Source organism: Nonomuraea rhodomycinica (genome assembly GCF_013363995.1).
Classification (GTDB): domain Bacteria; phylum Actinomycetota; class Actinomycetes; order Streptosporangiales; family Streptosporangiaceae; genus Nonomuraea; species Nonomuraea rhodomycinica.
Window position 1 is genome coordinate 48,861 of the sequence record NZ_JABWGO010000019.1, and the last position, 26,296, is coordinate 75,156.

The 26,296-nt window shown below is 73.5% G+C and carries 23 protein-coding genes; 13 read left to right on the plus strand and 10 right to left on the minus strand.

Translation table 11 applies throughout. The features are described from left to right. The first annotated feature begins 35 nt into the window (after nucleotides 1–35). From speB to HT134_RS42555, 3 genes are read left to right on the plus strand one after another with little or no spacing between them, the layout of a single operon-like run. On the plus strand, nucleotides 36–977 hold the full coding sequence (speB, locus tag HT134_RS42545) for an agmatinase (protein WP_175606187.1): 942 nt from the start codon (nucleotides 36–38) through the stop codon (nucleotides 975–977). After that, a complete protein-coding gene (locus tag HT134_RS42550) occupies nucleotides 974–2,494 on the plus strand; it encodes a purine-cytosine permease family protein (protein ID WP_175606188.1) in 1,521 nt (506 codons plus the stop codon). The genes speB and HT134_RS42550 overlap by 4 nt, the downstream gene beginning before the upstream one ends. Nucleotides 2,495–2,504: 10 nt before the next feature. After that, nucleotides 2,505–3,167, plus strand: a complete 663-nt coding sequence (locus HT134_RS42555) for a cyclase family protein (protein WP_175606189.1) — start codon at nucleotides 2,505–2,507, stop codon at nucleotides 3,165–3,167. Nucleotides 3,168–3,174: 7 nt separating this feature from the next. On the opposite strand, the gene HT134_RS42560 is transcribed toward HT134_RS42555, so the two are convergent. Then, complete coding sequence (locus HT134_RS42560) at nucleotides 3,175–3,669, minus strand: Lrp/AsnC family transcriptional regulator (protein ID WP_175595434.1); 495 nt, start codon at nucleotides 3,667–3,669, stop codon at nucleotides 3,175–3,177. 200 nt (nucleotides 3,670–3,869) lie between these two features. Here HT134_RS42560 and HT134_RS42565 point away from each other — a divergent pair, with 200 nt between their 5' ends. The 8 genes from HT134_RS42565 to HT134_RS42600 all read left to right on the plus strand — a co-directional run bounded on the left by HT134_RS42565 (nucleotide 3,870) and on the right by HT134_RS42600 (nucleotide 12,849). After that, nucleotides 3,870–5,303, plus strand: coding sequence for a gamma-aminobutyraldehyde dehydrogenase (locus HT134_RS42565; protein ID WP_175606190.1), 1,434 nt, complete (start codon nucleotides 3,870–3,872; stop codon nucleotides 5,301–5,303). A gap of 22 nt (nucleotides 5,304–5,325) precedes the next feature. Continuing rightward, entirely contained in the window at nucleotides 5,326–6,420 is a 1,095-nt protein-coding gene (locus tag HT134_RS42570) for an ABC transporter ATP-binding protein (protein WP_175606191.1), read from the plus strand. Beyond that, complete coding sequence (locus HT134_RS42575; protein WP_175606192.1) at nucleotides 6,417–7,646, plus strand: ABC transporter substrate-binding protein; 1,230 nt, start codon at nucleotides 6,417–6,419, stop codon at nucleotides 7,644–7,646. Before HT134_RS42570 ends, HT134_RS42575 begins: the two co-directional genes overlap by 4 nt. Nucleotides 7,647–7,649: 3 nt before the next feature. Next, nucleotides 7,650–8,501, plus strand: a complete 852-nt coding sequence (locus tag HT134_RS42580; protein WP_175606193.1) for an ABC transporter permease — start codon at nucleotides 7,650–7,652, stop codon at nucleotides 8,499–8,501. Beyond that, nucleotides 8,498–9,313: an ABC transporter permease gene (locus HT134_RS42585; RefSeq protein WP_175606194.1), complete on the plus strand. Its 816-nt coding sequence runs from the start codon at nucleotides 8,498–8,500 to the stop codon at nucleotides 9,311–9,313. The genes HT134_RS42580 and HT134_RS42585 overlap by 4 nt, the downstream gene beginning before the upstream one ends. 186 nt (nucleotides 9,314–9,499) lie before the next feature. Further along, a complete protein-coding gene (locus tag HT134_RS42590) occupies nucleotides 9,500–10,894 on the plus strand; it encodes an NAD(P)/FAD-dependent oxidoreductase (RefSeq protein ID WP_175606218.1) in 1,395 nt (464 codons plus the stop codon). Nucleotides 10,895–10,956: 62 nt separating this feature from the next. Then, complete coding sequence (locus HT134_RS42595; RefSeq protein WP_175606195.1) at nucleotides 10,957–11,829, plus strand: alpha/beta hydrolase; 873 nt, start codon at nucleotides 10,957–10,959, stop codon at nucleotides 11,827–11,829. A 108-nt stretch (nucleotides 11,830–11,937) separates the two neighbouring features. Further along, complete coding sequence (locus tag HT134_RS42600; protein ID WP_246366534.1) at nucleotides 11,938–12,849, plus strand: serine hydrolase; 912 nt, start codon at nucleotides 11,938–11,940, stop codon at nucleotides 12,847–12,849. 30 nt (nucleotides 12,850–12,879) lie between these two features. Here the strand turns inward: HT134_RS42600 and HT134_RS42605 are convergent, their stop codons facing one another. The 8 genes from HT134_RS42605 to HT134_RS42640 all read right to left on the minus strand — a co-directional run bounded on the left by HT134_RS42605 (nucleotide 12,880) and on the right by HT134_RS42640 (nucleotide 22,767). Next, entirely contained in the window at nucleotides 12,880–14,391 is a 1,512-nt protein-coding gene (locus tag HT134_RS42605; RefSeq protein WP_175606197.1) for an MFS transporter, read from the minus strand. A 76-nt stretch (nucleotides 14,392–14,467) separates the two neighbouring features. After that, on the minus strand, nucleotides 14,468–17,371 hold the full coding sequence (locus HT134_RS42610; protein WP_175606198.1) for an ATP-binding protein: 2,904 nt from the start codon (nucleotides 17,369–17,371) through the stop codon (nucleotides 14,468–14,470). A gap of 72 nt (nucleotides 17,372–17,443) precedes the next feature. After that, nucleotides 17,444–18,211, minus strand: a complete 768-nt coding sequence (locus tag HT134_RS42615) for an isocitrate lyase/PEP mutase family protein (RefSeq protein ID WP_175606199.1) — start codon at nucleotides 18,209–18,211, stop codon at nucleotides 17,444–17,446. Continuing rightward, entirely contained in the window at nucleotides 18,208–19,005 is a 798-nt protein-coding gene (locus HT134_RS42620; RefSeq protein WP_175606200.1) for a cytochrome P450, read from the minus strand. The genes HT134_RS42615 and HT134_RS42620 overlap by 4 nt, the downstream gene beginning before the upstream one ends. A 161-nt stretch (nucleotides 19,006–19,166) precedes the next feature. Then, nucleotides 19,167–19,976 carry a DUF998 domain-containing protein gene (locus tag HT134_RS42625; protein ID WP_175606201.1) on the minus strand — a complete coding sequence of 270 codons (810 nt, stop codon included), beginning with the start codon at nucleotides 19,974–19,976 and terminating at the stop codon, nucleotides 19,167–19,169. Next, the gene (locus HT134_RS42630) at nucleotides 19,973–21,202 is read right to left on the minus strand and encodes a glycosyltransferase (protein WP_246366527.1); all 1,230 of its coding nucleotides are present in this window, start codon (nucleotides 21,200–21,202) and stop codon (nucleotides 19,973–19,975) included. Before HT134_RS42630 ends, HT134_RS42625 begins: the two co-directional genes overlap by 4 nt. A gap of 103 nt (nucleotides 21,203–21,305) precedes the next feature. Beyond that, on the minus strand, nucleotides 21,306–22,112 hold the full coding sequence (locus HT134_RS42635) for a DMT family transporter (RefSeq protein WP_175606202.1): 807 nt from the start codon (nucleotides 22,110–22,112) through the stop codon (nucleotides 21,306–21,308). Between the two features lie 37 nt (nucleotides 22,113–22,149). Next, entirely contained in the window at nucleotides 22,150–22,767 is a 618-nt protein-coding gene (locus HT134_RS42640) for a DedA family protein (RefSeq protein WP_175606203.1), read from the minus strand. Between the two features lie 387 nt (nucleotides 22,768–23,154). On the opposite strand from HT134_RS42640, the gene HT134_RS47955 reads away from it, so the two are divergent. Together HT134_RS47955 and HT134_RS42650 are read left to right on the plus strand one after the other, a co-directional pair. After that, nucleotides 23,155–24,282, plus strand: coding sequence for a sensor histidine kinase (locus HT134_RS47955; protein WP_175606204.1), 1,128 nt, complete (start codon nucleotides 23,155–23,157; stop codon nucleotides 24,280–24,282). Between the two features lie 129 nt (nucleotides 24,283–24,411). Beyond that, nucleotides 24,412–25,476, plus strand: a complete 1,065-nt coding sequence (locus HT134_RS42650; protein ID WP_175606205.1) for a hypothetical protein — start codon at nucleotides 24,412–24,414, stop codon at nucleotides 25,474–25,476. Here HT134_RS42650 and HT134_RS42655 read toward each other — a convergent pair. Continuing rightward, nucleotides 25,384–26,013: a VC0807 family protein gene (locus HT134_RS42655; protein WP_175606206.1), complete on the minus strand. Its 630-nt coding sequence runs from the start codon at nucleotides 26,011–26,013 to the stop codon at nucleotides 25,384–25,386. The two genes, HT134_RS42650 and HT134_RS42655, sit on opposite strands and share 93 nt — an antisense overlap. Nucleotides 26,014–26,296: the final 283 nt, after the last annotated feature.

Genomic DNA, 26,296 nt, shown 5'->3' on the forward strand with positions numbered 1-26,296 from the left:
TGCCGCAGGTCAGCGCCTTGTCGAAGACTGCGGGAATGAACGAAGCCCCCATCGGCCCCGTCGACTCCAGCCGTGTCCCACGCTTCGCCGGGCCCGCCACATTCGCCCGGCTGCCCCGCCTCGACCAGGTCGGCACGGCCGACGTCGCGGTGGTGGGCGTGCCGTTCGACGGCGGCGTGTCCTACCGGCCCGGGGCGCGGTTCGGCCCGTCGGCCGTCCGGGAGGCGTCGCGGCTGCTGCGGCCGTACCACCCGGGGCTGGACGTGTCGCCGTTCGAGCGGGTCCAGGTCGCCGACGCCGGCGACATCGCCGCCAACCCGTTCGACATCGGCGCGGCGATCGAGGACATCGAGGCCGCCGCGAGCGGCATCGACGCGCGGCTGGTCACGATCGGCGGCGACCACACGATCGCCCTGCCGCTGCTGCGCGCGGTGGCCCGCCGGCACGGTCCGGTGGCGCTGCTGCACTTCGACGCCCACCTCGACACGTGGGACACCTACTTCGGCGCCGAGTACACGCACGGCACCCCCTTCCGGCGGGCCGTCGAGGAGGGCGTCCTCGACACCGAGGCGCTGAGCCACGTGGGCATCCGCGGCCCGCTGTACGGGCGCCGGGACCTGGAGGAGGACCGTCGGCTCGGGTTCGGCGTGGTGACCGCCGCCGACGTGCTGCGCCGGGGCGTCGACGAGGTGACCGACGCCCTGCGGCAGCGCATCGGCGACCGCCCCCTGTACGTGTCGGTGGACATCGACGTGCTCGACCCCGCGCACGCCCCCGGCACCGGCACCCCGGAGGCGGGCGGGCTCACCAGCCGCGAGCTGCTGGAGATCCTGCGCGGCCTGGCCGGCTGCCGGCTCGTCGGCGCGGACGTCGTGGAGGTCGCCCCCGCCTACGACCACGCCGAGATCACCTCCGTCGCCGCCTCCCACGTCGCCTACGACCTCGTCAGCCTCCTCGCCCTGCAGGAGAAGCCATGAGCAGCAACGCCCCCCTCACCGAGATCGAGACCCACGGCGTCGAGCGCATCCCCGACGCCGACCGCACCGCCCGCCCCCTCGACCTGTTCCGGGTGGCCTTCGGCGGCGCGAACACCTTCGCCACCTGCGTCCTCGGCGCCTTCCCCATCCTGTTCGGCCTGTCGTTCTGGCAGGGGCTGGCCGCGACGCTGCTCGGCCTGCTGGTGGGCGCGCTGATCCTGGCGCCGCTGTCGCTGTTCGGGCCGCTCAACGGCACCAACAACGCCGTCTCCTCCTCCGCCCACCTGGGCGTGCACGGGCGGGTCGTCGGCTCGTTCCTGTCGCTGCTGACCGCGGTGGCGTTCTTCTCCATCTCCGTGTGGTCGTCGGGCGACGCGCTCGTCGGCGGCGCGCACCGCCTGGTCGGCCTGCCGGACACCGACCTCAGCTACGGCGTGGCCTACGCGCTGTTCGCCGTGCTGGTGCTGATCGTGTGCGTGTACGGCTTCCGGTTCATGCTGTTCGTGAACAAGATCGCGGTGGCGGCGGCGTCGCTGCTGTTCGTGCTCGGCGTGATCGCGTTCGCGGGCGACTTCGACCCGTCCTACCCGGGCACGCTCGCGGCCGGCGACCCGCTGTTCTGGCCGTCGTTCATCGGCGCCGCGCTGATCGTGCTGTCGAACCCGGTGTCGTTCGGCGCGTTCCTCGGCGACTGGTCGCGCTACATCCCGGCCTCCACGCCGCGCTCGCGGGTCATGGCGGCGGCGTTCCTGTCGCAGGTCGCCACGGTCCTGCCGTTCCTGTTCGGCCTGACCACGGCCTCCATCATCGCGGCCAGGGCGGCGCAGTACGTGGACCCGGCCGCGCCCAACTACGTGGGCGGCCTGCTGGCCATCGCGCCGACCTGGTACTTCGTGCCGGTCTGCCTGCTCGCCCTGATCGGCGGCATGTCCACGGGCACGACCTCGCTGTACGGCACCGGCCTGGACTTCTCCAGCGTCTTCCCGCGCTTCTCCCGGGTGCAGGCGACGGTGTTCATCGGCACGCTGTCGATCGCGTTCATCTTCCTCGGCCGCTTCGCCGCCAACCTCACGCAGAGCATCTCGACGTTCGCCACGCTCATCATCACCTGCACCGCGCCCTGGATGGTCATCATGACGCTCGGGTACGTCACCCGGCGCGGCTGGTACGACCCCGACGCCCTGCAGGTGTTCAACCGGCGCCAGCGCGGCGGCCGCTACTGGTTCAGCCACGGCTGGAACTGGCGCGGCATGACGGCCTGGCTGGCCGCGGCGGCCCTGGCGCTGCTGTTCGTCAACCTGCCGGGCCAGTTCGTCGGCCCGCTGGGCGGCCTGGCCGGCGGGGTGGACGTCTCGCTGCCGCTCGGCCTGGCCGTGGCGGCCGTGCTCTACCTGGCGCTGCTCGCGCTGTTCCCCGAGCCGCGCGAGGTCTACGGCCCGGAGGGGCCGCGCCTGGTGCGGGCCGTGGACACGCCCGTTCCGCCGATCGTGGGGGCCACGGCCGAGCAGCCCGTGTGACGATGGCGCCATGACCACCGAACTCGTGGACCTGTCGGTGCCGATCGTCACCGGGATGCCGGTCTACCCCGGCGACCCCGAGGTGGCGCTCGGCCCGGCCCTCACGGCGGCGCGGGACGGCGTGAACGTGCTGGCGCTGCACCTGGGCTCCCAGTCGGGCACCCACGTGGACGCGCCGTTCCACATCGACGACGCGCTGCCCGCGCTGGACGAGCTGCCGCTGGAGCGCTTCGCCGGCCCGGCCGTCGTGGTGGACGCCCGGGGCCGGGAGCCGCGCGCGGCGATCGGGCCGGAGGCGTTCGCGGCGGTCCCGGCCGGCGGGGCCGCGCCGATCGTGCTGGTGGCCACGGGCTGGTCGGCGCACTGGGGGACCGAGGCGTACGCGGGGCACCCGTACCTGACGGAGGAGGCGGCGCGGCTGCTGGTGGACCGGGGCGTGCGGACGGTCGGGATCGACGCGCTCAGCGTGGACCCGACGCCCGCGGAGGACTTCCCGGCGCACCGGGTGCTGTGTGGCGCGCACGCCGTCATCGCCGAGAACCTCACCGGCCTCGACCGGGTGCTCGCGGCTCAGGCGGCGGGCCGCTCGGTGGAGGCGTGGCTGCTGCCGCTGCGGCTGCCCGGCGCCGACGGCGCGCCGGTGCGAGCGGTGGCCCGGCTGGGGCCGTTGTGACCGGAGTTCAGCGGGTGCCCCAGGAATACGTCTGCTTCCGGAGTTTCAGATAGACGAACGACTCCGTGGCGCGTACCGCCGGAATTGCACGGATTTTACTAAGAATGTCCAAAAGATGACCATCACCCTCGCAGACCACTTCGACGATCACGTCGAAGGAGCCCGCGGTGAGCACCACATAGTCGATCTCGTCGATGGCCGCGAGCTCGTCGGCGACCGACTCCAGGTCGCCCTCGATGTTCACGCCGATCATCGCCTGGCGCGGGAAGCCCAGCGTCAGCGGGTCGGTGACCGCGACGATCTGCATGACACCGGCGTCCTGCAGGCGCTGCACCCGCTGGCGGACGGCCGCCTCCGACAGGCCGACGGCCTTGCCGATCGCCGCGTACGGCATGCGCCCGTCGGCCTGGAGCTGCTCGATGATCCGCTTGGACAGGTCGTCGAGCGTGAACTGTCCGGGCGCCGTGTCACTGCCGCGGCGGGCGCGTGGCGGGGTCGTCATCCGAGCGGTCCTCCTAGCGGCGCGCGTTACGGGCGCGTTCCCGGTGCATTGCCGTCCTGGTGCGACATGTTGTCAGTTCTCGACGCCCTGTCAAGCGAATTCGTAGCAATTTGGTATCTTCGCCACGAAATCCCTTGTCCAGATGCACACGCTCTGTAAGAGTCGCGGCATCTCAGCCACCTCACCAGGAGGTCATCACCTTGACCACCCGTCTGCAGAACTTCATCAACGGTGAGTTCGTGGACGCCAAGAGCGGCCGATTCTCCGACATCATCGACCCGTGCACCGGCGAGGCCTACCTTCAGGCCCCGATCTCCGGAGCCGAGGACATCGACGCTGCCTACGCCGCCGCGGCTGCCGCTTTCGAGTCATGGGGCCGGACCACCCCGGGAGAGCGGGCGAACCTGCTGCTCAAGGTCGCCGACGCGATCGACGCGCGCGCCGACGAGATCAACGAGGCCGAGTGCCGCAACACCGGCAAGCCCCGCGCCCGCATGGCCGAGGACGAGACGCCGGTCGCCGCCGACCACTTCCGCTTCTTCGCGGGCGCCGCGCGCACGCTGGAGGGGCCGACCGCCGGCGAGTTCCTCGCCGACCACACCAGCGTCATCCGGCACGAGCCCATCGGCGTCGTCGGCCAGGTCACCCCCTGGAACTACCCGATGATGATGGCCGTCTGGAAGATCGCCCCGGCGCTGGCCGCGGGCAACACCATCGTCCTCAAGCCGTCCGACACCACGCCGGCCTCCACGCTCAAGCTCGCCGAGATCCTCGGCGAGGTGCTGCCCGCCGGCGTCTTCAACGTCGTCACCGGCGACCGGGAGACCGGCGCGCTGGTCGTCGGCCACCCGAGCGCCGCGATGGTCGCCATCACCGGCTCCGTCGGCGCCGGCATGTCGGTGGCCAGGAGCGCCGCCGACGACCTCAAGCGCGTCCACCTGGAGCTCGGCGGCAAGGCGCCCGTCGTGGTCTTCGAGGACGTCAAGGACCTGGCCAAGGCCGCCGCGGACATCGCGACCGCGGGCCTGTACAACGCCGGCCAGGACTGCACCGCCGCCTGCCGCGTGCTGGTGCAGGAGAGCGTCCACGACGAGTTCGTGGCCGCCCTCACCGAGGCCGCCGCCGCCACCGTCACGGGCGACCTGTCCAACGAGGACGCCCTGTACGGCCCGCTCAACAACGAGCACCAGCTCGCCAAGGTGCAGGGCTTCATCGAGCGCGTCCCGGCGCACGCCAAGGTGCTCACCGGCGGCCACCGCGTCGGCGACAAGGGGTACTTCTTCGCCCCCACCATCGTCGACGGCCTCCGGCAGGACGACGAGATGGTGCAGAACGAGGTGTTCGGCCCGGTCATCACCGTCCAGACGTTCACCGACGAGGCGGACGCCCTGGCCAAGGCCAACGACGTCAGGTACGGCCTGAGCGGCTCGGTGTGGACCTCCGACCACGGGCGCGCCATGCGCATGTCCAACCGGCTCGACTTCGGCGTGGTGTGGGTCAACACCCACATCCCGTTCGTGTCGGAGATGCCGCACGGCGGCTTCAAGCACTCCGGCTACGGCAAGGACCTCTCGGTGTTCGGTCTGCACGACTACACGAGGGTCAAGCACGTCATGCACTACATCGGCGAATAGCAGGCAAGGACAGATCCTGGACATGGCCGAGCTGAACAGGGCCGAGCTGAACGCGATCGAACTCGACGGCGTCGTCAAGGAGTACCTCTCCCACGGCGAGGTCGTCCAGGCGGTGAAGGGCGTCACGCTCGACATCGCCGAAGGGGAGTTCTTCTCCCTGCTCGGCCCGTCCGGCTGCGGCAAGACCACGACCATGCGCATGATCGCCGGCTTCGAGGAGCCGTCGCGGGGCGTGGTCAGGCTGCACGGCGCCGACGTCACGAACGTCCCGCCGAACAAGCGCGACGTCAACATGGTCTTCCAGTCGTACGCGCTGTTCCCGCACATGAACGTGTGGGACAACGTGGCCTTCGGTCTCAAGCAGCGCCGCACCCCGCAGGAGGAGATCCGGCGGCGGGTCGGCGAGATGCTGGAGATCGTCGACCTGGCCGGCCGGGAGAAGCGCCGCCCGCGCGAGATGTCGGGCGGCCAGCAGCAGCGGGTCGCGCTGGCCCGCGCCCTGGTCAACCGGCCCCGGGCGCTGCTGCTCGACGAGCCGCTCGGCGCCCTCGACCTCAAGCTGCGCCAGGCCATGCAGATCGAGCTCAAGCGCATCCAGCGCGAGGTCGGCATCACGTTCGTGTACGTGACGCACGACCAGAGCGAGGCGCTCACCATGAGCGACCGGATCGCCGTCATGAACGACGGGCTCGTCGAGCAGCTCGGCGGGCCCAGGGAGATCTACGAGAAGCCGGCGAGCGCGTTCGTCGCCGGCTTCATCGGCACCTCGAACCTGCTCACCGGCGTCGCCGCCGGCGGGGTGCTGGAGCTCGGCGGGGGCCGGGTCCTCGTGCCCGAGGGGGACGGCGAGGTCACCGTGACCGTCCGGCCGGAGAAGATCACCATCTCGCTGGACAAGCCGGACGGCGAGGTGAGCGTGGTGCCGGGAACCGTCGGCGAGGTCGTCTACCTCGGCACCTACAACAGCTACGCCGTACGCCTCGGGGACGGGACCGAGGTCACGGTGTTCCAGCAGAACGCGCACGACGCGACGACCACGGCGGAGCGGGGGGACCCGGTCTGGCTGTCGTGGCCGGCGCAGCACTCTTACGCGATAGGAAGTCGAAGCACCCCATGAGCCACCTGCACGACCCCGCCTTCCTGCGGGGCATGACCCAGCCCCGTACCCGTCGCGAGGCCTTCCGCATCGCGGGCCTGTCCGCCGCCGGCCTCGCCCTGGCCGCCTGCGGCGTGCAGGGCCAGAAGGCGGCGCCGCCGAAGGCCGACGCGGTCAAGGACTACTGGTCGCAGCAGACCAAGCACGGCCGCGTCGTGTTCGCCAACTGGCCCGAGTACATGCCCGAGGACCAGGCGCCGCTGAAGAAGTTCCAGAGCGAGACCGGGATCTCCTACCAGTACAAGGAGGTCATCCAGGAGAACGCGGAGTTCTTCGGCAAGGCCGACCCGGTGCTGCGGGCCGGGCAGTCGCTCGGCTACGACATCGTCGTCATGACCAACGGCGTCCAGCTCCAGCACATGATCCAGCTCGGCTACTGCGTCGCCCTCGACCACTCCAAGCTGCCGAACTTCGCGGCCAACGCCGGTGAGGCGTACAAGAACCGCGCCTACGACCCGGGCAGCACCTACACCATCCCCTACACCTCGGGTGTGACCGGGATCGCGTACAACACCAAGTACGTCAAGGACGACATCACCAGCATCGAGGCGCTGTTCGACCCCAAGTACAAGGGCCGGGTCGGGATGATGGGCGACGCCCAGGAGATCGCCAACTTCGGCATGATCGCCCTCGGCGTCAACCCGGAGAAGTCGACCGAGGCCGACTGGAAGAAGGCCGGGGAGAAGCTCAAGGCGCAGCGCGACGCCGGGATCGTGCGCAAGTACTACGACCAGTCCTACATCGACGCCGTCTCCAAGGGCGACATCTGGGTGAGCATGGCCTGGTCCGGCGACGTCTTCCAGCGCCAGCTCGCCGGTGAGCCCGTCAAGTTCGTGGTGCCCGAGGAGGGCGGCACGATCTGGACCGACAACATGCTCATCCCCAAGGGTGCCGCCAACCCCGTCGACGCGCTCATGCTCATGGACTTCCTCTACCAGCCGGCGGTCGCCGCCGAGCTGGACGAGTTCATCCAGTACGTCACCCCGGTGCCCGGCGTGCAGGACATCCTCAAGGAGAAGGCCGCCAAGGCCACCGGCGAGGACAAGAAGGCGCTGGAGCAGATGGTGGCCAGCCCGCTGATGTTCCCCTCGGAGGCGGACTACGCCAAGCTGCACACTTACACCACGCTCAGCACGCAGCAGGAGCAGGTGTTCAACCCGATCTTCCAGTCGATCACCCAGGCGTAGACGATGAAGCGGCTGACTCCCTACCTGCTCGCGCTGCCGAGCTGGATGTGGCTGGCGGTCTTCCTCGTGGTGCCGATGGCCGCGATGGCCTCGGTGTCGCTGCAGACCGGCAACGCCATCGACGGCTTCGCGATGACGTTCAGCTTCTCCAACTACGCCGACGCTCTGGGCAGGTACAGCACCCAGCTCGTGCGCTCCCTCTGGTACGGCGGGCTCGCCACGGTGGCGATGCTCGTCATCGGCTACCCGGTGGCGTACTGGATCGCCTTCAAGGGGGGCAGCCGCAAGTCCGTCTACCTGTTCCTGCTGCTGCTGCCGTTCTTCGTGTCGTTCGTGCTGCGGACCATCTCGTGGGGGTTCCTGCTGGCCGACGACGGCGTCGTGTTCGGCACGCTGAAGGGCTGGGGGCTGCTGCCCGCCGACTTCCACGTGCTGGCCACCACGGTCGCCGTGGTCGGCGGGCTGACCTACAACTTCCTGCCGTTCATGATCCTGCCGATCTACGTGGCGCTGGAGCGGGTGGACCCGCGGGTCGTCGAGGCGGCCTACGACCTGTACGCCTCCAGGACGGCGGCCTTCCGGCGGGTGGTGCTGCCGCTGTCGCTGCCGGGGGTGTTCGCCGGGGTGCTGATGACCTTCGTGCCCGCCACGGCGGACCCGGTCAACGCCCAGGTGCTCGGCGGCACCGGCAACACGATGATCGGCAACATCATCCAGACCGAGTACCTGACCAACCTGAACTACCCGACGGCCTCGGCGCTGTCGTTCACGCTCATGGCCGTGCTGCTCATCGGGATCTTCATCTACGCCCGCGCGCTCGGCACCGAGAACGTCCTCGAGGCGGCCGCCCGATGAGCGCCGCCACGACCCTGACCCGCCGCCCGCGCGGCCGGTTCGGCGACCGCCTGCTGCACGCCTACACCTGGCTGATCATCGTCTGGCTGTCGTCGCCGATCGCCGTGATGATCCTGTTCGGGTTCAACGACAAGAAGAGCAAGTCGAACACGAGCTGGCAGGGCTTCACGCTGCGCTGGTACCAGCAGCTGTTCGACATCTCCGACCTCACCACGGCGCTGAAGAACTCGCTGACCGTCGCCGTGGCCAGCACGCTCATCACCGTGGTCATCGGGACCATGCTGGGCCTCGCGCTCGGCCGTCACCGCTTCCGCGGGCGCGGGGTGACGAACTTCCTCGTCTTCGCCGCCATCTCCACGCCCGAGCTGGTCATGGGCGCGTCGCTGCTGTCGCTGTTCGTCTCCGCCAACCTGCCGCGCGACGCCCTGACGATCATCATCGCGCACGTGCTGTTCTCGCTGTCCTTCGTCACCGTCACCGTACGGGCCCGGGTCATCACCCTGGACCCGTCGCTGGAGGAGGCGGCCAGGGACCTCGGCGCCACCGCCTGGGGCACCTTCCGGCAGGTCACGCTGCCGGCCGTGCTGCCCGGCGTGCTCTCCGGCGGCATGCTGGCCTTCGCGCTGTCGATCGACGACTACGTGGTGACCAGCTTCGTCAACGGCTCCACCGTCACGTTCCCGCTGTGGATCATCGGGTCGGTCAAGACCGGCATCCCGCCCCAGGTCAACGTCATGGGAACATTGATCTTCGGGATCGGCGTGCTCATCGCGGTCGCCAACGCGGTCGCGGCACGGCGCCGCCGCACCTAGCGCCCTTGCTCCTCAGGCTTCCCCCCGCGGTTCCGCGGGGGGTTCGGCATACCCGGCGACGCCCGGGTCACGGCAAAGAACAGGGAGGCGAGATCGGATACCGGCGGGGGGAACCCGCGCGTGATCACCCCTTTTCAGATCCCGCAATTTTCATAGAACACTGACTTTCGTAGGGAAGTGGGATTTGTGGATCCGCTGAAGGCGCTTGCTGACGCGGAGCGCAAGCCGTACTGGCTGGACACCCCGGCCAGACCCGAGCCGCTGCCGCGGCTCTTCGGACACACGAACGCCGACCTGGTCGTCGTCGGCGGAGGCTTCTCGGGGCTGTGGACCGCCCTGATGGCCAAGGAACGTGACCCCGGGCAGGACGTCGTCCTGCTGGAGGGGCGCCGGATCGGCTGGGCGGCCTCCGGCCGCAACGGCGGGTTCTGCATGGCGACCCTCACCCACGGCCTGCCCAACGGGCTGGAGCGCTGGCCGGACGAGATCGCCCGGCTCGAACACCTGGGTGTGGAGAACCTCGACGAGATCGAGGAGACCCTGACGCGTTACGGCATCGACTGCGCCTTCGAGCGCACCGGCGAGCTGAACGTCGCCACCGAGCCCTGGCAGCTGGAGGGCCTGAACGAGCACCTCGACATCATCGGCGAGCTCGGCCTCGACTACGTGCCCATGGACCGCGACCAGGTGCGGGCCGAGCTCGACTCGCCCACCTACCTGGGCGGCCTGTGGGACCGCAAGGGCTGCGCCATGCTCGACCCCGCCCGGCTGGCGTGGGGGCTGCGCGAGGCGTGCCTGCGGCTCGGCGTGCGCGTGTACGAGCGCAGCCCGGTGCGCTCGCTGCACGACGACGGCGTCACGCTCAGCCTGCGCACCCCGCACGGGGTCGCCGCCGGCCGGCGGGTGGCGCTGGGCACCGGGGTGTTCCCGCCGCTGCTGCGGCGGCTCAGGCACTTCGTCGTCCCGGTCTACGACTACGCGCTGATGACCGAGCCGCTGACCGCGTCCCAGCTCGGCGCCATCGGCTGGGGCAACCGGCAGGGCGTCGGCGACTCGGGCAACCGGTTCCACTACTACCGGCTCACCGCGGACAACCGGATCCTCTGGGGCGGCTACGACGCCGTCTACTACAACGGGGGCCTGGTCAAGCCGGAGTACGACCAGCGCGACGAGACCTTCGCCACGCTGGCGCGGCACTTCTTCACCACGTTCCCGCAGCTCGACGGGGTGCGCTTCACGCACCGCTGGGGCGGCGTGATCGACACGTGCAGCCGGTTCAGCGCCTTCTACGGGCAGGCGCACGGCGGGCGGCTCGCCTACGCGGCCGGCTACACCGGCATGGGCGTGGGCGCCACCCGCTTCGGCGCCAACGTGATGCTGGACCTGCTGTCGGGCGAGCGCACGCCGCGGACCGAGCTGCGCATGGTCAAGGAGAAGCCGGTGCCGTTCCCGCCGGAGCCCGTGCGGTCGGGGGTGATCCAGTTCACCCGCTGGTCGATCGCGCAGGCCGACCGGCACGAGGGGCGGCGCAACCTGTGGCTGCGCGCCCTCGACCGGATGGGGCTGGGCTTCGACTCCTGACCCCGGTGCGACGACCCGTGCGGGCCGCGCGGACATCCTCCGGCGGCCCGCACACTAGGGGCATGAGGATCGAGTTCGCGGCGGACGACGTCACGCTGGTCGGCGAGCTGAGGGTGCCCGAGGCGGCGGGGCCGCGTCCGGGGCTGGTGCTCACCGGCCCGTTCACCGGCGTCCGCGACCAGGTCACGGGACTGTACGCGGAGCGGCTGACCCGCCTCGGGTACGTCACGCTGGCCTTCGACCACCGCACGTGGGGCGAGTCGGGCGGCCTGCCGCGCCGGCACGAGGACCCGCAGGGCAAGCTGCACGACCTGCGGGCCGCGGTGTCGGTGCTGCGGTCGCGGCCGGAGGTGGACGGGGAGCGGATCGGCGCCGTGGGCATCTGCCTCGGCGCCGGCTACGCGCTGAGGTTCGCGGCTTTCGAGCCTCGGGTGAAGGTCTTCGCCGGGATCGCCGGGGCGTACAACAACCCGTACACGATGCGGTCCGGCATGGACTACCAGGCGGCGCTGGCCGGCCTGGGGGAGACGCTGGAGCGGCAGGACCTCGGCGGCCCCGTCGAGTACCTCCCGGCGGTCGCCGAGGACGGCGAGGCCGCCATGCCGGGCGACGAGCCGTACGCCTACTACGGCACGGAACGCGGCGCCTCGCCGCACTGGGCCAACGAGGTGACCCGGGCCAGCCTGCGCGAGCTGATCACCGTGGACAACATGATGGGCGCCGACTTCCTGTCGCCCAAGCCCGCGCTGATCGTCCACGGGGTGGTGGACCGGTTCTGCTCGCCGGAGGGCGCCGAGGAGGCGTACCGGAGGCTGGACGAGCCGAAGCGGCTCGTGTGGCTGGACGCCAAGCGCCACATCGACCTCTACGACCAGGAGCCCTACGTCACGCAGGCCGTCGAGGCCACCGCCGCCTTCCTCGACGCGCACCTCTGAGTCCCCAGGGCCCTCATGGGCCTCGGTGGAGGTGTGCCGACCCAGGCATGAGGGGAGAAGTGCGGCTAGACCCCCGCTGAACGTCAGGGGGTTGGGCGCGTGCGCGTGATGTGTGCGGCGATGCTGCTGCTCGGGCCGGCGGCGTTGGCGGGGTGCGGGGAGCAGGAGGTCACGAGCCTGCCGCCGGTGGTCGAGCAGGCGGGCGAACGGGTGCGGGCCGCCCGCTGCCGCTTCGCCCTGCCGGATCCGGTGGCGGGCGCCGCGGCCCGCGCCGCGCTGGAGGCGGACCTGCGGCGTTACGTGGCCGCGCGGCCCGGCCGGGTGGTGTTCGCCGCCCGCGACCTGGCCACGGGCGTACGACTCGGCCAGGACGAGCACCGGCACGACATGATCACCGCCAGCGGCGCCAAGGTGGACATCCTGACCGCCCTGATGCTGCTGCGCTCGACCCTCGACGCCACCGAACAGGACCTCGCCACCCGCATGATCACGGAGAGCGACAACTTCGCCGCCGACGCCCTGTGGTGGCGGGTCGGCGCGGGCGACGGCATGAGCGCCTTCTACCGCCGGATCGGCCTGCACGAGACCGCGCCGGGGGCGGGCCGGTACTGGGGCGGCACGACCACCAGCCCGGCCGACCGGCTGCGCCTGCTGGCGCTCCTCGCGAACGGCGGCAAGGGCCTCACCCCGGCGGACCGGCGGCTCGTCCTCGGGCTGATGAGCCATGTGCAGGCCGACCAGGCGTGGGGCGTCAGCGCCGCCGCCCGGCCGGGCGACCACGTGGCGCTCAAGAACGGCTGGACGCCCCGGCCGTTCATCCACAACACCTGGGCCGTCACCAGCTACGGCCGCATCACCGGGCCGGGCCGCGACCTGCTCCTGTCGGTGCAGACCGACCAGCAGGCCGGGGAGGGCCAGGGCATCGAGACCATCGAGGGGCTGGCCCGGATGATCGGCGGGCGGCTGGCCGGCCTCACACCGGTCCGCACCCTCTCCTGCCCGGCCGGCGCCACCCCCTGACCCGCCGACCTGTTCACCGGGGCCGGAGGGTCAGGAGCGGGCCTGCGACAGGACCTCCTCCGGGATGACCTTAGGCACGCCGCGCAGCCCCACCAGTGCGAGCACCGCCGCCACCACCAGCAGGCCGGCCGTGACCCGCCCCGTCACCCGCACCCCCTCCACGAACGCCGCCCGCGCGGCCCCCGCGAGCGCCGCCGCCTGCTCCGGGGGCAGGGACGCGGCCAGGCGCAACGCCTCCGCCAGCGATCTCCGCGCCGCCTCGGCGGGCACCCCGTCCGGCACCCGCAGACTCCCGCTGTACGCGCCGGTGAGCACGGTGCCCAGCACGGCGATCCCCAGCGCCCCGCCCAGCTCGAACGACGTCTCCGACACGGCCGCCGCCGCCCCGGCGCGCTCCTTGGGCGCGGTGGCCAGCACGTTGTCGTTGTTCACGGTGAACGCCAGCCCGATCCCGAGCCCGCCCGCCACCATCGCGACCACGATGAGGGGATAGCTCGGGTCCTGGCCGAGCGAGCCGTAGTACAGGAACGCCCCCGCGTTCAGCAGCAGGCCGAGCGCCACGACCCCGTTCCTGCCGAGCGGCCCGATGAGCCGGCCCGCCAGGAACCCGCCCACCGCGCCGCTGAGGCCGCCCGGCAGCCCGGCGAGCCCCGCCCGGAGCGGCGACCAGCCCAGCACGAGCTGGAAGTACCACGCGAAGATCAGCGACATGGCGGTCATGGTGAAGATCGCCAGCAGGGTCGTGCCGATCGACGCGCTGAACGCCCGGCGCCGGAACAGCCGCACGTCGATCAGCGGCTCCGCGAGCCGGCCCTGCCGCCACCCGAACCACGCCAGGCAGGCCAGGCCGAGCGCCCCGGCCACCCACACGTCCGGCCGGCCGGCGCCGTCGTGCGCCCCCTGCTTGACCGCGTGGACGACGGCCACGATCCCGGCGGACGACAGCACCACGCTCGGCGCGTCGATCCGGCGCGGACGCGGGTCGCGCGACTCCGGCAGCACCACCAGGCCGCCGACGACGACCAGCATCATGATCGGCACGTTCACGAGGAACACCGACCCGTACCAGAACCGGTCGAGCAGCAGCCCGCCGACCACCGGCCCGAGGGCGAACCCGGCCGCGCTCATCCCGCTCCAGATCCCGATGGCGGAGGTGCGCTCGCCGGGATCGGTGAAGACGTTCCGGATGATCGACAGCGTCGACGGCATGATCGTCGCACCCGCCACGCCGAGCAACGCGCGGGCCGCGATGAGCAGCTCGGGGGTGGGGGCGTACGCGGTCAGCACCGACGCGGCGCCGAACGCGGAGGCCCCGACGAGCAGCAGGCGCTTACGGCCGACGCGGTCACCGACGTTGCCCATGGTCACGAGCAGGCCCGCCAGCGCGAAGCCGTACACGTCGCCGATCCAGAGCAACTGGGTGGCGCTCGCGCCGAGGTCGGCGGTGAGGCTCGGCAGGGCGAGGTGCAGGACGGTCATGTCCAGGGACAGCAGCAAGGTGGCCAGGCAGGCGATCGCCAGACAGGCCCATCTGTTCGTCATGCCCGCCACCGTCGCCGCCCGCGCTGACGGTCCGCCTACCGCCCGCTGACCATCCACCCGCCGTCCCGCCCGTCCGTCACCGAGGGGCCCGGCGCGGCGCTCCCTCCTCCAGCCGCCGCAGCTCCTCCAGGCCCGCGAGGAGCCGGTCGCGGACGTCCTCGGCGCTGTACCAGCCCTCGGGGCACTCGGCCAGCCCCTGCTCCAGGCGGGCCCGCGCCTCGGCGAGGTCGCCACGCTCCAGCGCGAGCTCCCCGAGCCCCGCCTGCGCCAGGGCGGTCATCTCGCTGGAGGCCGCCCGCCGCGCCAGCTCGTCCGCGCGCTCGTACCCGGCCCGGGCCTCCTCCGGGTCGCCCAGCCGGGCCGCCGCGTCCGCGCGCCGGCACAGGCTCTCCGCCATGTCCGGCAGCGCGCCCAGCTCGCGCGCCGTCTTCAGCGCCTGCCCGGCCAGCTCGTACGCGGACACGTAGTCGCCCTCCCGGAACGCCAGGTCCCCGAGCCCCGTCAGCACCAGCGCGATCCCCCAGCGCTCACCCAGCTGCCGGAAGGAGGCGAGCGCCTGGGTGAACCCCGCCTTGGCCACCCCGGCCCGGCCCGCGAGCTGCTCCACCAGCGCCACCCCGTACTGGGACAGCGCCCGCGACCACGGCGTCATCGAAGCCTCGGCGCCGGTCACGAGCTCCGACGCCCATTCGGCGGTGTCCGGCGGCCCGGCGAACATCGGCAGCACCATGGTCAGGAACTCCACCCGCGAGGGCAGGTACCCCAGCGGCAGCAGCCGCCGCAGCCCCGCGAGCCGTTCCCGCAGCGCCGCGCCCGGCTCATGGCCCCACGCGGCGACGAGCACGCACATCGCGTACTCCTCCTCCAAGCCCTCGGGAGCTTGGTCCGGCACCGTCGCCAGCACCGCCTGCGCCAGCTCGGCGCAGGCCAGCCGGTGCCCTCGCAGCCACCAGTAGCAGGCGGCGGCGGCCAGCAGGCGCAGCCCCAGCTCGGCGTGGCCGCTCTCGGCCGCCCAGCGCACGGCCGCGTCGAGATCGCCGCTCTCCTCGTCGAGGCGGGCCAGCCAGACGAGCTGCTCGGCCCGGCGCACGTGCCGGTCGGCGGTGAGGGCGAGCTCCAGGTAGTACGCGGCATGAGCCTCCCGGACCCGCGCGACCTCGCCCGCCTCGGCCAGCCGCTCGGCGCAGAACGCGCGGATGGTCTGGAGCATCCGGTAGCGCCCGTCCACGACCTCGACCAGCGACTTGTCCGCCAGCGCGAACAACGTCTCCTCCGGGACCCCGCACACCCGCTCGGCCGCCTCAGGCGTGGCGCCGCCCGCGAACACCGCCATCCGCCGGGCCAGCCGCTGCTCGTCCTCGTCGAGCAGGTCCCAGCTCCAGGCGACCACGCCGCGCAGGGTCTGGTGCCGGGGCAGCGCGGTGCGGCTGCCCTTGGCCAGCAGGCGGAACCGGTCGTCCAGCCGCGCCGCCAGGTCCTCCAGGCTCATCGTGCGCAACCGGGCCGCGGCCAGCTCGATCGCCAGCGGGAGCCCGTCGAGCGCCCGGCACACGCCCGCCACGGCCGCCCCGTTGCCCTCGTCCACCGTGAAGCCCGGCCGTACCGCCGCCGCCCGGTCGGCGAACAACCGGACGGCGGCGGAGCCGAGCAGGTCCGCCGCGCCGGGCGGCGGGAGGTCGAGCGGCGCCACGGGCAGCACCCGCTCGCCGGTGATGCCGAGCGCCTCGCGGCTCGTCGCCAGCACGCGCAGCGCCGGGCAGGCGGCGAGCAGCGCGTCGGCCAGCTCGGCGGCGGCCTCCACCACGTGCTCGCAGTTGTCGAGGACGAGCAGCAGGTCGCGGCCCGCGAGCGCCGCCACCAGCCGCGCCGCCGGGTCCGCGTTGGGCCGCTCCGGGCCGGACAGCAGCGGGTCGCGCACGCCCAGAGCCGCCAGCACCGCCTTCGCCACGTCCCCGCCCGCCGCCAGCGGGGCGAGCTGCACGAGGCAGACGTCGCCGTCCGTCCGTCCCACGGCCTCCAGCGCGAGCCGCGTCTTGCCGGCGCCGCCCGCGCCGACGAGGGTGACGAGCCGCGCCTCCCGCAGGTACGCGCCGACCTGCCGCAGCTCCTCGGTCCGGCCCACGAAGCTGGTGAGCTGCGCCCGCAGCCCGCGCCGCCCCAGGCGGCCACCGCCGTCCGGCGGGCCGGGCGCGGCGCGTCCCGCGGTACGGGCCATGCCGGGACGCTGCGCGCCCCCGCCCGGTGACGGCGACAGCGACGGGTCGCCCCGCAGGACGGCCAGGTGGGTGGCCGACAGCTCGGTCCCCGGATCGATGCCCAGCTCCTCCGCCAGCGCCCGGCGGGCCCGCTCGTACGCGGTCAGCGCCTCGGCCTGCCGCCCGCTGCCGTACAGGGCGCGCATGAGCTGGGCGTGCGGCCGTTCCCGCAGCGGGTGGGCGGCGGTGAGCCGGCGCAGCTCGGCCACGACCTCCCGGTGGCGCCCCAGCTCCAGGTCGGCCTGCACGCGGTCCTCGACCGCGGCCAGGCGCAGCTCCTCCAGCCCCGCGACGACGGGCTCGGCGTGCGGCACGTCGGCCAGGGGCGCGCCGCGCCACAGCCCGAGGGCCTCGTGCAGCAGCCCGGCCGCGCGCAGGGGGTCCCCGGCGGCGAGCGCCGTGCGGCCCTCGGCGGCGAGCCGCGTGAAGCGGCGCGCGTCCACGTCCTCCGGGTCGGCCGCGAGCAGGTATCCCGCCGGATGGAACTCCACCAGCTCCCTGCCGAGGGCCCTGCGCAGCCGCGACACCTGGGACTGCAGCGCGTTGGCCACGCCCTCCGGGGGCCGCTCGCCGTACAGGCCGTCGATCAGGCTGCCGGCGCCGACGACCCGGCCCGCGTCGAGGGCGAGCAGGGCGAGCAGCGCCCGTACGCGGGGCCCGCCGAGCGGGATCGGCTCCCCGTCCTCGCCCACCACGCGAGCCGGGCCGAGGATCTCGAAGCGCATGACCCGATTATCCCGGCACGCCGCCCACCGGCACGGCGGACGGCGCGCGAGAGCGCGGGAATCTCCCGTGCGTCAGGGCCGGGGGAGGATCGCGGTGATCTCCGCGTACGACGGCACGGGCGGGGCCGGCTCCCCGCGTACGGCCAGCACCGCGGCCAGCGCCCCCTGCACGGACGCCCGGTACAGCAGCGATCCCGTGCTCACCCGCGCCACCCCCGCCCCGGCGAGCCGGTCCAGCGACGGCCCACCGGGCTGGTACAGCACGTTGAGCGGCAGCGACGTGGCGGCGACCACCTCGGCGATCTCGCCCGGATCGCTCAGCCCCGGGACGAAGATGCCGTCCGCGTGCCCGTAGGCGCGTACCCGCTCCAGCGTGTCGCCCGTCCTGAGCCAGCGCGTGTCGGTGCGGGCGTTGACGAACACGCCGTGGCCCATCGCCGCCTCGATGATCCGCTGGTGCAGCGCGATCGGGCGCAGCGTCCCGTCGGGCCGGCCGTCCTCCAGGTTGACTCCGGCCACGCCGAGCGCCGCCAGCGCCGCGACCAGGTCCGACACCTGCGCCGGGTCGTCGCTGAAGCCTCCTTCGATGTCCACGGTGACCAGGACGCCGAGGCCGCACATCCGCTCGGCCAGTTCGACGGTCTCCGCCCGGGTGGCCCCGGCCGCGTCCGGCTTGCCGTGGACGGCCGCCACGCCGAGGCTCGTCGTGCCGATCGCGGCGAACCCCTGGGCGGCGAGGGCGGCGGCGGAGCCGTAGTCCCAGGCGTTGGGCAGCAGCAGCGGGTCGCCCGGCCGGTGCAGGTCGCGGAAGGCGGCGAATCGTCGCTCTGCCGTGGTCACAGCTCCTCCTCGGGAAGCGACGCGGATCGGCCGGGCGCGGCGCGCAGCCCGTCGAGGACGCCCGCCGCCAGCGCGAGGGCGTGGGCCGAGGCGGGGCAGGGCCGCACGCCGTGGCCGAACGTCAGGTGCGGGGTCTCGCCCCTGGCCGGGTCGAACCGTTCCGGATCGGCGAACACGGCCGGGTCGCGGTTGGCCGCGACCAGGTCGATGACGACCTCCTCGCCGGTGGCCTGCTCCACGCGGCGGCTGGCCCTGAGCGGCGGATCGTGGCGCAGCGTCTCCCGCAGCAGCCCCTCGACCCCGGCCCGGTCGTCGTGGGTGAGGGCGTTCGTGATGAGGGCCTCGGTGGCGGCGTGCGCCTGGAGCAGCAGCGTCAGGTCCGTGACGGCCGGCGGCCCGTCGCCCACCAGCGCGGTCAGCCCGGCCACCGCCGCGTCGGCCTCCGGGGTCTCCTCGCCGGACAGGTAGCCGGTGGCGGCGGCCTCGACCAGGGACACGGGGACCGCGACTCCGAGGGCGGCGGCCAGCACCTGCGTGGGCACGCCCGTCCAGTCGCCGCCGCGCTCCAGCGTCGCCTCGCGCGCGCTCCGGCGCAGCGCGGCCGGGTCGAGCTCCGCGAGCCGCTCCTCCAGGGCCCGGCGCCGCTCGGCGTGCGTCTCCCCGCTGCTGAACCGCGACACCCGGGCCCGCAGCCACCCCAGCGTGTACGGCGGCGCGTCCTGGCGCACGGGCGGCGGGACGTACCGGGGGTCCGCGAGCACCGCCCGGGCCTCGTCGTGACGTGTGATGACCATGCGATTCACGCTATGCCGTGATTCCTTCGACCCGCGCCGAAGCATGCCGGGCCGGAGGCGTGTCGGCCGCGGCGGCACGTCGGGGCGGCACGTCGCGGCAGCACGTCGGGACAGCACGTCGGGGCGGCACGCCCGCACAGGAAGCGATCAGGGGGACGGCGTCAGGCCGCCACGTTGCCGCGGCCGTCGCGCTGCTCGCGCCGAGGCTCGGGGACCCGGGGGAGCGGCGGCGCGGCCGGGGACGAGGAGGCGCACGTCACGGCGGGGCGTCCGCGCCGGGCCGAGGCCAGCGCCATGAGGGCGACCAGGGAGATCTCGGACAGCGCCAGCGCCCGTTCGAGCAGACCGTAGTAGGCGTCGCCGCCGATCAGCGGGGACAGGAAGGAGGCCGGATGGGCGGCCAGGAACGCGGCCAGCGCCAGCGCGGACGTGACGCTCACGGCCCGGACGACGTTCCACCGCGGCGCGACGGACAGCCGAGGGCCGGCGTCCCCCAGGGCGGAGCCGGAGCGGTGGGCACGGCGCGGCGCCGAGGCGTCGCGGGCCAGGACCCAGCCGGCGACCGGCAGGGCGGTGAAGACGACCGCGGACGCCCACCGGTGGATCTCGCCCGCCATCGAGGAGATCTCCGCGGCCGACGGGTCGGTGGGGAACACCGCGCCCAGCATCAGGCCGCCCGCGGCGGCCACCAGCAGCACCCGCGTCGCCGCCGAGCGGGACGGCGCCCGCGCCGCCAGCCCGTACGCCAGCAGGACGCACGCACCGGCCAGGGCCAGCATGCCGCCCAGCACGGGGATCGTCCCCCCGGGCACGAGGGCGTAGTCGCTGAGCAGCGGCTGCGCCGGCAGCGTCACCTCGGCGTAGGCCAGGGCCCCGGCGGCGGCCACCGCGCACGTCACCGCGCCCGCCACGACACCGCCCGGCGCCACGGCATCCGTCACCATGTCATCGGCCGGGAGGGGCTCGCTCATCGCGTCACCTCGTCGTAGATCTGCTCGAAGCGGGCCAGCGACGCCTGGTGGTCGTGGGTCAGGGCGAGGTCGCGGCTGGCCCGGCCGAGGCGGGCGCGCAGCTCGCCGTTGGCGAGGATCGCGGTCAGGTGCCGTGCGAGGCCCATGACGTCGCCGGGCTCGAACAGGTATCCGTTGCCGTCGACCAGGTGCGGCAGGGCCATCGCGTCGGCGGCCACCACCGGCAGCCCGGTGGCCATCGCCTCCAGCGTGGCGATGCTCTGCAGCTCGGCCACGCTCGGCATGGCGAACACGTCGGCCGCCGCGAACGCCTGCGGCATGATCTCGTCCGGCACGAAGCCCAGGAAGATCACCCGATCGGCCACACCGATCCGGCCGGCCAGGCGCTCCAGCTCCTCCCGCTGGTTGCCGCGGCCGACCAGCACCACCTGCGCGTCGACGGTGTTGAGCACGTGCGGCAGCGCCCGCACCAGCTCGCCGAGGCGCTTCTCCTCGTCCAGGCGGCCGACGAACAGCGCGGTGGGCCGGTCGGGCAGGTCGAACAGCCTGCGCGCCCACTGCTTCGGCTCGCTGTGCGGGTGGAAGCGGGCCAGGTCGATGCCGCACGAGACCGGCTCGACGTCCCCGGCGAAGCCCTGGTCGCGCAGCAGCCCGGCGGCCAGCGGCGTGGGCGTGGTGACGTGGTCGGCGCGGCGGAAGACGCGGTTGAAGTCGCGCCACGCCACCCGGCCCACCCGCTCGCGCAGCGCCGCCGGGATGTGGCCGAACTGGAAGAGGTTGTCGGGCATGAAGTGGTTGGTGGCCACGATCGGCACCCCGCGGCGGCGGGCGGCGGCGATGGCGGCGCGGCCGACCACGAAGTGGCCCTGGCTGTGCAGGACGTCGGGTCTGACGGCGTCGAGCAGCCGGTCGAGCCGGGTGGGGATCGTGACCCGCATCGTCGGGTGCACGACCAGCGGGGCGGAGCGCAGCCGGTGGACGACGACGCCGTCGACCACGTCGGCCGTGGCCGGGCCGCTGTCCGACTGGCAGACCACGTGCACCTCGTTGCCGCGCGCGGCCAGGCCGGTGGCCAGGCGGTGGGTGAAGTAGGCCGTGCCGTTGACGTCCGGGGGATAGGTGTCGGTGGAGATGAGGACGCGGCGCGGACGCTCGGCGACGGGGGCGAGCTCGGCGGCGGTCGCGGTCGCGGTGACCGTGACGGCGTCGGTGAGGGGCATGGCCATGGGGAGGGCTCCGTTTCCAGGAGGGTCAGGGGGTCGAGGGGTTCGCGGGGTTTCGTCGTGAGTTCGTGGGATTTCGAGGGGGTTCAGGCAGGCGAAGGGCCGGTCACGGGCGTGCCTCCAGGGGGGTGGTGCGGGCCAGCGCGACGGTGCCCGCCGCGGTCAGCGCCGCGGCGGCGACCGGCGCGAGCCCCGTCGGCAGAGGCTCGCCCAGCAGCAGCGCGCCGAACGCCACCGCGGTGAGCGGGTCGGCGATCTGCAGGGACGCGAACGAGACGCCGAAGTGGCCCACGGCGTACGCCCGCTGGAGCATGGCCAGCGCCAGCAGGGCCGGCGCCGGGAGAGCGAGGAGGTACCACCAGTTCCACCCGCCGTCCACCAGCACCCGCATGAGCGTGGCCGTGGCGCCGTACAGGACTCCGGAGCTGGTGGCGAGCAGGGCGGCCCGGCCCGCGGGCGAGGCCACCCGGGAGGCGCCCCACAGCAGCGCCGCCGCGACGCCGGCGACCCCGAGCAGCGTCAGCACCCCGGGCGGGCCGAGCACGGCCGGCTCGTCCGACTCGGGCACCAGCAGCACCAGGCCGACGAGCCCCGCCGCCACCATCGCGGCGGCGCCCAGCTCGGCGCGGGACGGCCGGCGCCCGTGCAGGGTGGCCGCGATGGGCAGCGCGAACAGCAGGCTGGCCACCCCCATGGGCTGGACCACGGTCAGCGGCCCGAGGCCGAGCGCCACGATGTGCAGGCCGCCGCCCGCCAGGATGCTCGCCCCGCCGGCCAGCCACCGCGGCCGGCGCAGCAGCCCGAGCAGCCCGCGCAGGCCGGGGGTTCCGGCCGCCTCGAACTGCTGGAGAGCGGCGCCCAGCGCGAAGAACAGCGAACCGACCAGGGCGATCACCGCGGCCAGCAGCGTCATGTCCTCTCCTCTCGCTTCGGATGGTCACCGGGCAGGGTCAAACGGACGTGTCCGCCGGAAGGCGCTCCGGGGAAGGCTGGATGGCGCGTCGCTTCCGCGCCCAGCGCACGAGCTCGACCACCCCGGTGACGGACAGCGCGATCCCGAGGCCGAGCAGCAGCCCCTTGACCGGGTCGTTCTCGAAGGCCATCCCGCCGAAGAAGCCGATCAGTCCCGAATACACCGCCCAGGACGAGGCGGCGATCGCGTCGAAGAACGTGAACGAGCGCAGCGGGTGCCGTACGGCGCCCATGGTCAGCGTGGTGGCGGTGCGGCCGCCCGGGATGTACCGGGCGACCACCAGCACGAGCCCGCCCCGCTCGGCCAGCGCCCGCCGCGCCCACACGAACGCCTTGCGCTCGCGCAGCCGCCCGGCCGCCTTGTTGCCGATCAGGTAGGAGACGTGGTCACCGGCGAAGGCCCCCAGCGCGGCGACCAGGATGACGAGGCCCAGGTTCGTCTCGCCCGACGCGGCGAACACCGCGGCGGTGATCACCGACGTCTCCGCCGGCACGACGGGGAAGAACCCGTCGAGCAGCGCCAGGGCGAACAGCGCGGCGTACAGCCAGGGGGACGACATCGCCTGGGTGACGAGGTCCATGATGGCGTGCGACATACGTTGTACTCCGATCGTTGTGACCTCACAGCCTGGTGGCGGGAGGCGCCGAGGGGCATCGGGGAAACCCCCGGTCCCACGCGGGCCCGGCCCTGAGATCGGGATGGGGCCCGCACCCTGGGCACCATAGGAAGCCCGCAGGTCACGGCACATCGGACGATCGACACACACCACCCTCGACTTTCGTCGGGGGTGCGGGTGCGATCTCCGGCGACATCTCCGATCCAAGCGGCCCGAGGTCCGGAGGGCAGCAGGGCGGGTATCCGGATCGGGGGTGGTGCCAGCCCTACCGTCGCGGGGGATCGCGCCCCACCCTGACGTTCGTCAGGGGGCGACCCCTACCTTCGGCGGAGGCGCCCCGCCGGCGCCGCGGGTACGGTCGTGGCCGTGAAGGGTCAGCGCCGTGAGAGCCGCCGCCGGCTGGCTTCGGGCCTGCTGCTGTGGGCGCTGCTGTGCGTCGCGATCGCCGCGGAGGGGCCCGATCCGTTGCTGGACGCGGCGGGGTTCGGCCTCCGGAGCGTGCCGCGCATGGCACTGGCCGCGGTGGCCGTGATCGTGGGCAGGCGCCGGCCGGAGCTGGCCGTGGCGCTGCTGCTGCCGTTCGGGCCGTGGCGCTTCGAGCACGGGCTGGCCACCTCCGACCTCGTCTGGCCGCTGGCGCTGCCGGGCGTCAAGATCTTCCCGTTCTCCCCGGCCCTGCCGTTCGTGATGGGGTACGCGTACCTGTGCGGGCGGCGGCCGGCGCCGCTCCGGTCCGTCGTGGCCGTGTTCGCGGTGGTGGCGCTCGCGGGGGCGGGGCTCGTGGTGGCCCGGGGGAGCGGGCCGGCGCTGTGGATCACCATGGTCAGCGGGCTGCTCGGCGCGTACGCGCTGCCGTACGCGGTGGGGCAGGTGCGGCGGCGGCTCCTCCAGCAGCGCGAGCGGGCCGAGCAGTCGGTCGCGGCGCAGGCGCGGCTGCGCGAGCGGGCGCGGATCGCGCGCGACATGCACGACTCGCTCGGCCACGACCTGGCGCTCATCGCGGTGCGCGCCGCGGGGCTGGAGCTGTCACCGGGCCTGGACACCGCCCAGGTCAGGGCGGCCGGCGAGCTGCGGGTCGCGGCGGCCGACGCGACGGAGCGGCTGCGGCAGATCATCGGCCTGCTGGGCGACGACGCCGTCCCGGCGCCGCTGACGCCCGTCGGCGAGGACGTGGCCGGGCTGGTCGAGCGGGCCCGCGCCTCCGGCATGGCGATCACGCTGCGGCTGGCGGGGGAGCCGGCGCCCGGGCTGGCGCACGCCGTCGTCCAGGAGGGGCTGACGAACGCGGCCAAGCACGCGCCGGGCGCGGCGGTCACGGTGGAGGTGTCGCCCGGCCGGGTGACCGTGCGCAACGGCCCCTCCCGCGCCCGTCCCGTCGTGGCGCCGGGCGGGCTCGGGCTCGCGGGGCTGCGGGAGCGCGTACGGCTGGCGGGCGGCGTCCTGACGGCGGCGCCGCGCCAGGACGGCTTCGAGCTGACCGTCGAACTCCCCTGACCGGGCCGGGCCCCCCGGCAACGGGACGCCCCCGCACCGGGACGCCTCGCGGGTGTCTCCCCCGGGCGGGGGAGCGGCCTCCCCCCGCTCCGGGAGGATCTCCCGCCCTCGCGGCACCAGGCTGGAACCATGACACAGCACATGGCGCGGGCCGGCCACGCCCGGCCGGCGCGGACCGTGGCCGAGCAGGGGGCGGGGATCGGCCGCCTCACGGTCGGCGTCGTGGCGATGGCCGCGACCCTGCCCTACCTCACGATCAAGACGCTCTGGCTGACCGGCCATCCGGTGGGCGTCACCGACGAGGCGTTGCTGAACGACCCGACCATGGTCGGGATGAACGCCATGACGTTCGGCATGGACGCCGTCGGCCTGGCGCTGGCCCTGTCCTTCACCACGCGACGCGGGATGCGCCTGCCCGGCTGGCTGGTGCTCCTGCCGCTGTGGGTGGCCTCCGGCCTGCTCGGGACCATCGTCGCCACGGTGCCGCTGGCGTTCGTCGCCCAGGGCCCGTCGCTGCTGGACACCGGCGGTCCGATCAGGCCCTGGGTGTACGCGACGGTGTACGGCGGCTTCAGCGTCCAGGGCGTCTGCCTGCTGACGGCGTTCGCCCTCTACACCCGCGATCGTTGGGGACACGTGCTGCTGGCGCCCCTGGCCAGGGCCCAGGCGGGGCCGTCGGCGGCGTTCCAGCGGGTGGTGGCCACCGGAGCGCTGGGCGTGAGCGTCCTGCTCGGCGGGACGCGCCTGTACTGGGCGGCCGGCGGCGACGCCGGGCTGCCGCCCGCGATGGCGGCCGCGCCGCACTCCTTCAACGCCGTCGTGCAGGACGGCCTCAAGGGCCTGCTGGCCGTCGGCGGCGCGGTGGCGCTGCTCGCCGTCGTCCGGGCACGGGGACGCGGCCCGCTCTGGCGGCCCCTGACGGTGGCCTGGCTCGGCAGCGGGACGATGTTCGCCTGGGGCCTGTACGCGATGCTCCTCACCGTCACGGACGCTCCGCTCGGCGGGGAGCCCGGCGGCGCGCTCGGGCTGGTGCAGCTCTTCGAGACGCTGACCGGCCTGGTGATGGGGATGTGCGGGGCGTTCCTGCTGGCCGAGCGCGGCTCAGGCGTGCGCCACGTGCAGGCGGCGCAGCACCCGCTTGAACGCGAAGATCGAGAAGGCGATCGCCGCGCCGCTGATCGCGGCCACGGCTGACGTGCGCAGCAGCATGAACGTGCCGAGCGACTCGTGCAGCGCCAGCCAGATGCTCACCGTCGAGTTGGCCAGCAGGACGAACCCCCACAGCAGCGTGATCCGGGCGAAGAAACGGCGCATCCGCTCGTGCTTGAGCACCGCGGAGGGCAGGTGGATGTAGTCGAGGGTGAGCTTCTGCACCAGCGGCCGGTTGAGCCGCACGGAGGCGAGGAACGCCATGCTGATGCAGATCGTGCCCAGCTCGGGCTGGATGAAGTACACCACCCAGCTGCCCGTCCAGAACCCCACCGCGGCCCGCGCCGTGATCGCGATGGCGGCGAGGATCATCGTGGCCGGAACCCGGATCCCGCGCACCAGCCGCCAGGCGACGCCCAGGTACACCCACGCGACCGCGGCCACCAGCGCGCCCGTCAGCCCGAGCAGGGCGAGCGCCGCGTAGAACACGGCGAGGGGCGCCACCACTCCCTCCAGGAGCCGGGGCACCGCCTGGCGGGCCAGAGAGGTGAGGCGTGGCAGGGTGACCGGCAGGTGATCCAAGGTTGCTGCTCCGCAAGTAGGCCGACGACCGGCGACTACCCGCGCTACGCGCGGCCAGACCTGCCGGATGGGCCGTCGGGGGTGACCTCGTGCTTACCCCGGCGCCGCGCGGCCGAAGGGCTCGGATGAGCACGTGGGGAACCACTCGTCCGCGACGGCGGATGCCGGTGGCTTACCGTACCTGACGCTCCACGATGCCACCGCCTCTTTCGACACGTTCGGCCATGCCCCTTCCGCATCGCGCGAGCCCGGCAGCGGGTTGATCTCTCCCGTTCCGGTGCCG

Bases quoted from the DNA above. Each gene is read 5' to 3' on its own strand.
- HT134_RS42550 (WP_175606188.1), top strand. From the start codon at position 974: ATGAGCAGCAACGCCCCCCTCACCGAGATCGAGACCCACGGCGTCGAG.
- speB (WP_175606187.1), top strand. From the start codon at position 36: ATGAACGAAGCCCCCATCGGCCCCGTCGACTCCAGCCGTGTCCCACGC.
- HT134_RS42570 (WP_175606191.1), top strand. From the start codon at position 5,326: ATGGCCGAGCTGAACAGGGCCGAGCTGAACGCGATCGAACTCGACGGC.
- HT134_RS42600 (WP_246366534.1), top strand. From the start codon at position 11,938: ATGTGTGCGGCGATGCTGCTGCTCGGGCCGGCGGCGTTGGCGGGGTGC.
- HT134_RS42610 (WP_175606198.1), bottom strand. From the start codon at position 17,371: ATGCGCTTCGAGATCCTCGGCCCGGCTCGCGTGGTGGGCGAGGACGGG.
- HT134_RS42605 (WP_175606197.1), bottom strand. From the start codon at position 14,391: ATGACGAACAGATGGGCCTGTCTGGCGATCGCCTGCCTGGCCACCTTG.
- HT134_RS42635 (WP_175606202.1), bottom strand. From the start codon at position 22,112: ATGACGCTGCTGGCCGCGGTGATCGCCCTGGTCGGTTCGCTGTTCTTC.
- HT134_RS42575 (WP_175606192.1), top strand. From the start codon at position 6,417: ATGAGCCACCTGCACGACCCCGCCTTCCTGCGGGGCATGACCCAGCCC.
- HT134_RS42580 (WP_175606193.1), top strand. From the start codon at position 7,650: ATGAAGCGGCTGACTCCCTACCTGCTCGCGCTGCCGAGCTGGATGTGG.
- HT134_RS42555 (WP_175606189.1), top strand. From the start codon at position 2,505: ATGACCACCGAACTCGTGGACCTGTCGGTGCCGATCGTCACCGGGATG.
- HT134_RS42560 (WP_175595434.1), bottom strand. From the start codon at position 3,669: ATGACGACCCCGCCACGCGCCCGCCGCGGCAGTGACACGGCGCCCGGA.
- HT134_RS42625 (WP_175606201.1), bottom strand. From the start codon at position 19,976: ATGAGCGAGCCCCTCCCGGCCGATGACATGGTGACGGATGCCGTGGCG.
- HT134_RS42620 (WP_175606200.1), bottom strand. From the start codon at position 19,005: ATGGTCATCACACGTCACGACGAGGCCCGGGCGGTGCTCGCGGACCCC.
- HT134_RS42650 (WP_175606205.1), top strand. From the start codon at position 24,412: ATGACACAGCACATGGCGCGGGCCGGCCACGCCCGGCCGGCGCGGACC.
- HT134_RS42640 (WP_175606203.1), bottom strand. From the start codon at position 22,767: ATGTCGCACGCCATCATGGACCTCGTCACCCAGGCGATGTCGTCCCCC.
- HT134_RS42630 (WP_246366527.1), bottom strand. From the start codon at position 21,202: ATGGCCATGCCCCTCACCGACGCCGTCACGGTCACCGCGACCGCGACC.
- HT134_RS42595 (WP_175606195.1), top strand. From the start codon at position 10,957: ATGAGGATCGAGTTCGCGGCGGACGACGTCACGCTGGTCGGCGAGCTG.
- HT134_RS42585 (WP_175606194.1), top strand. From the start codon at position 8,498: ATGAGCGCCGCCACGACCCTGACCCGCCGCCCGCGCGGCCGGTTCGGC.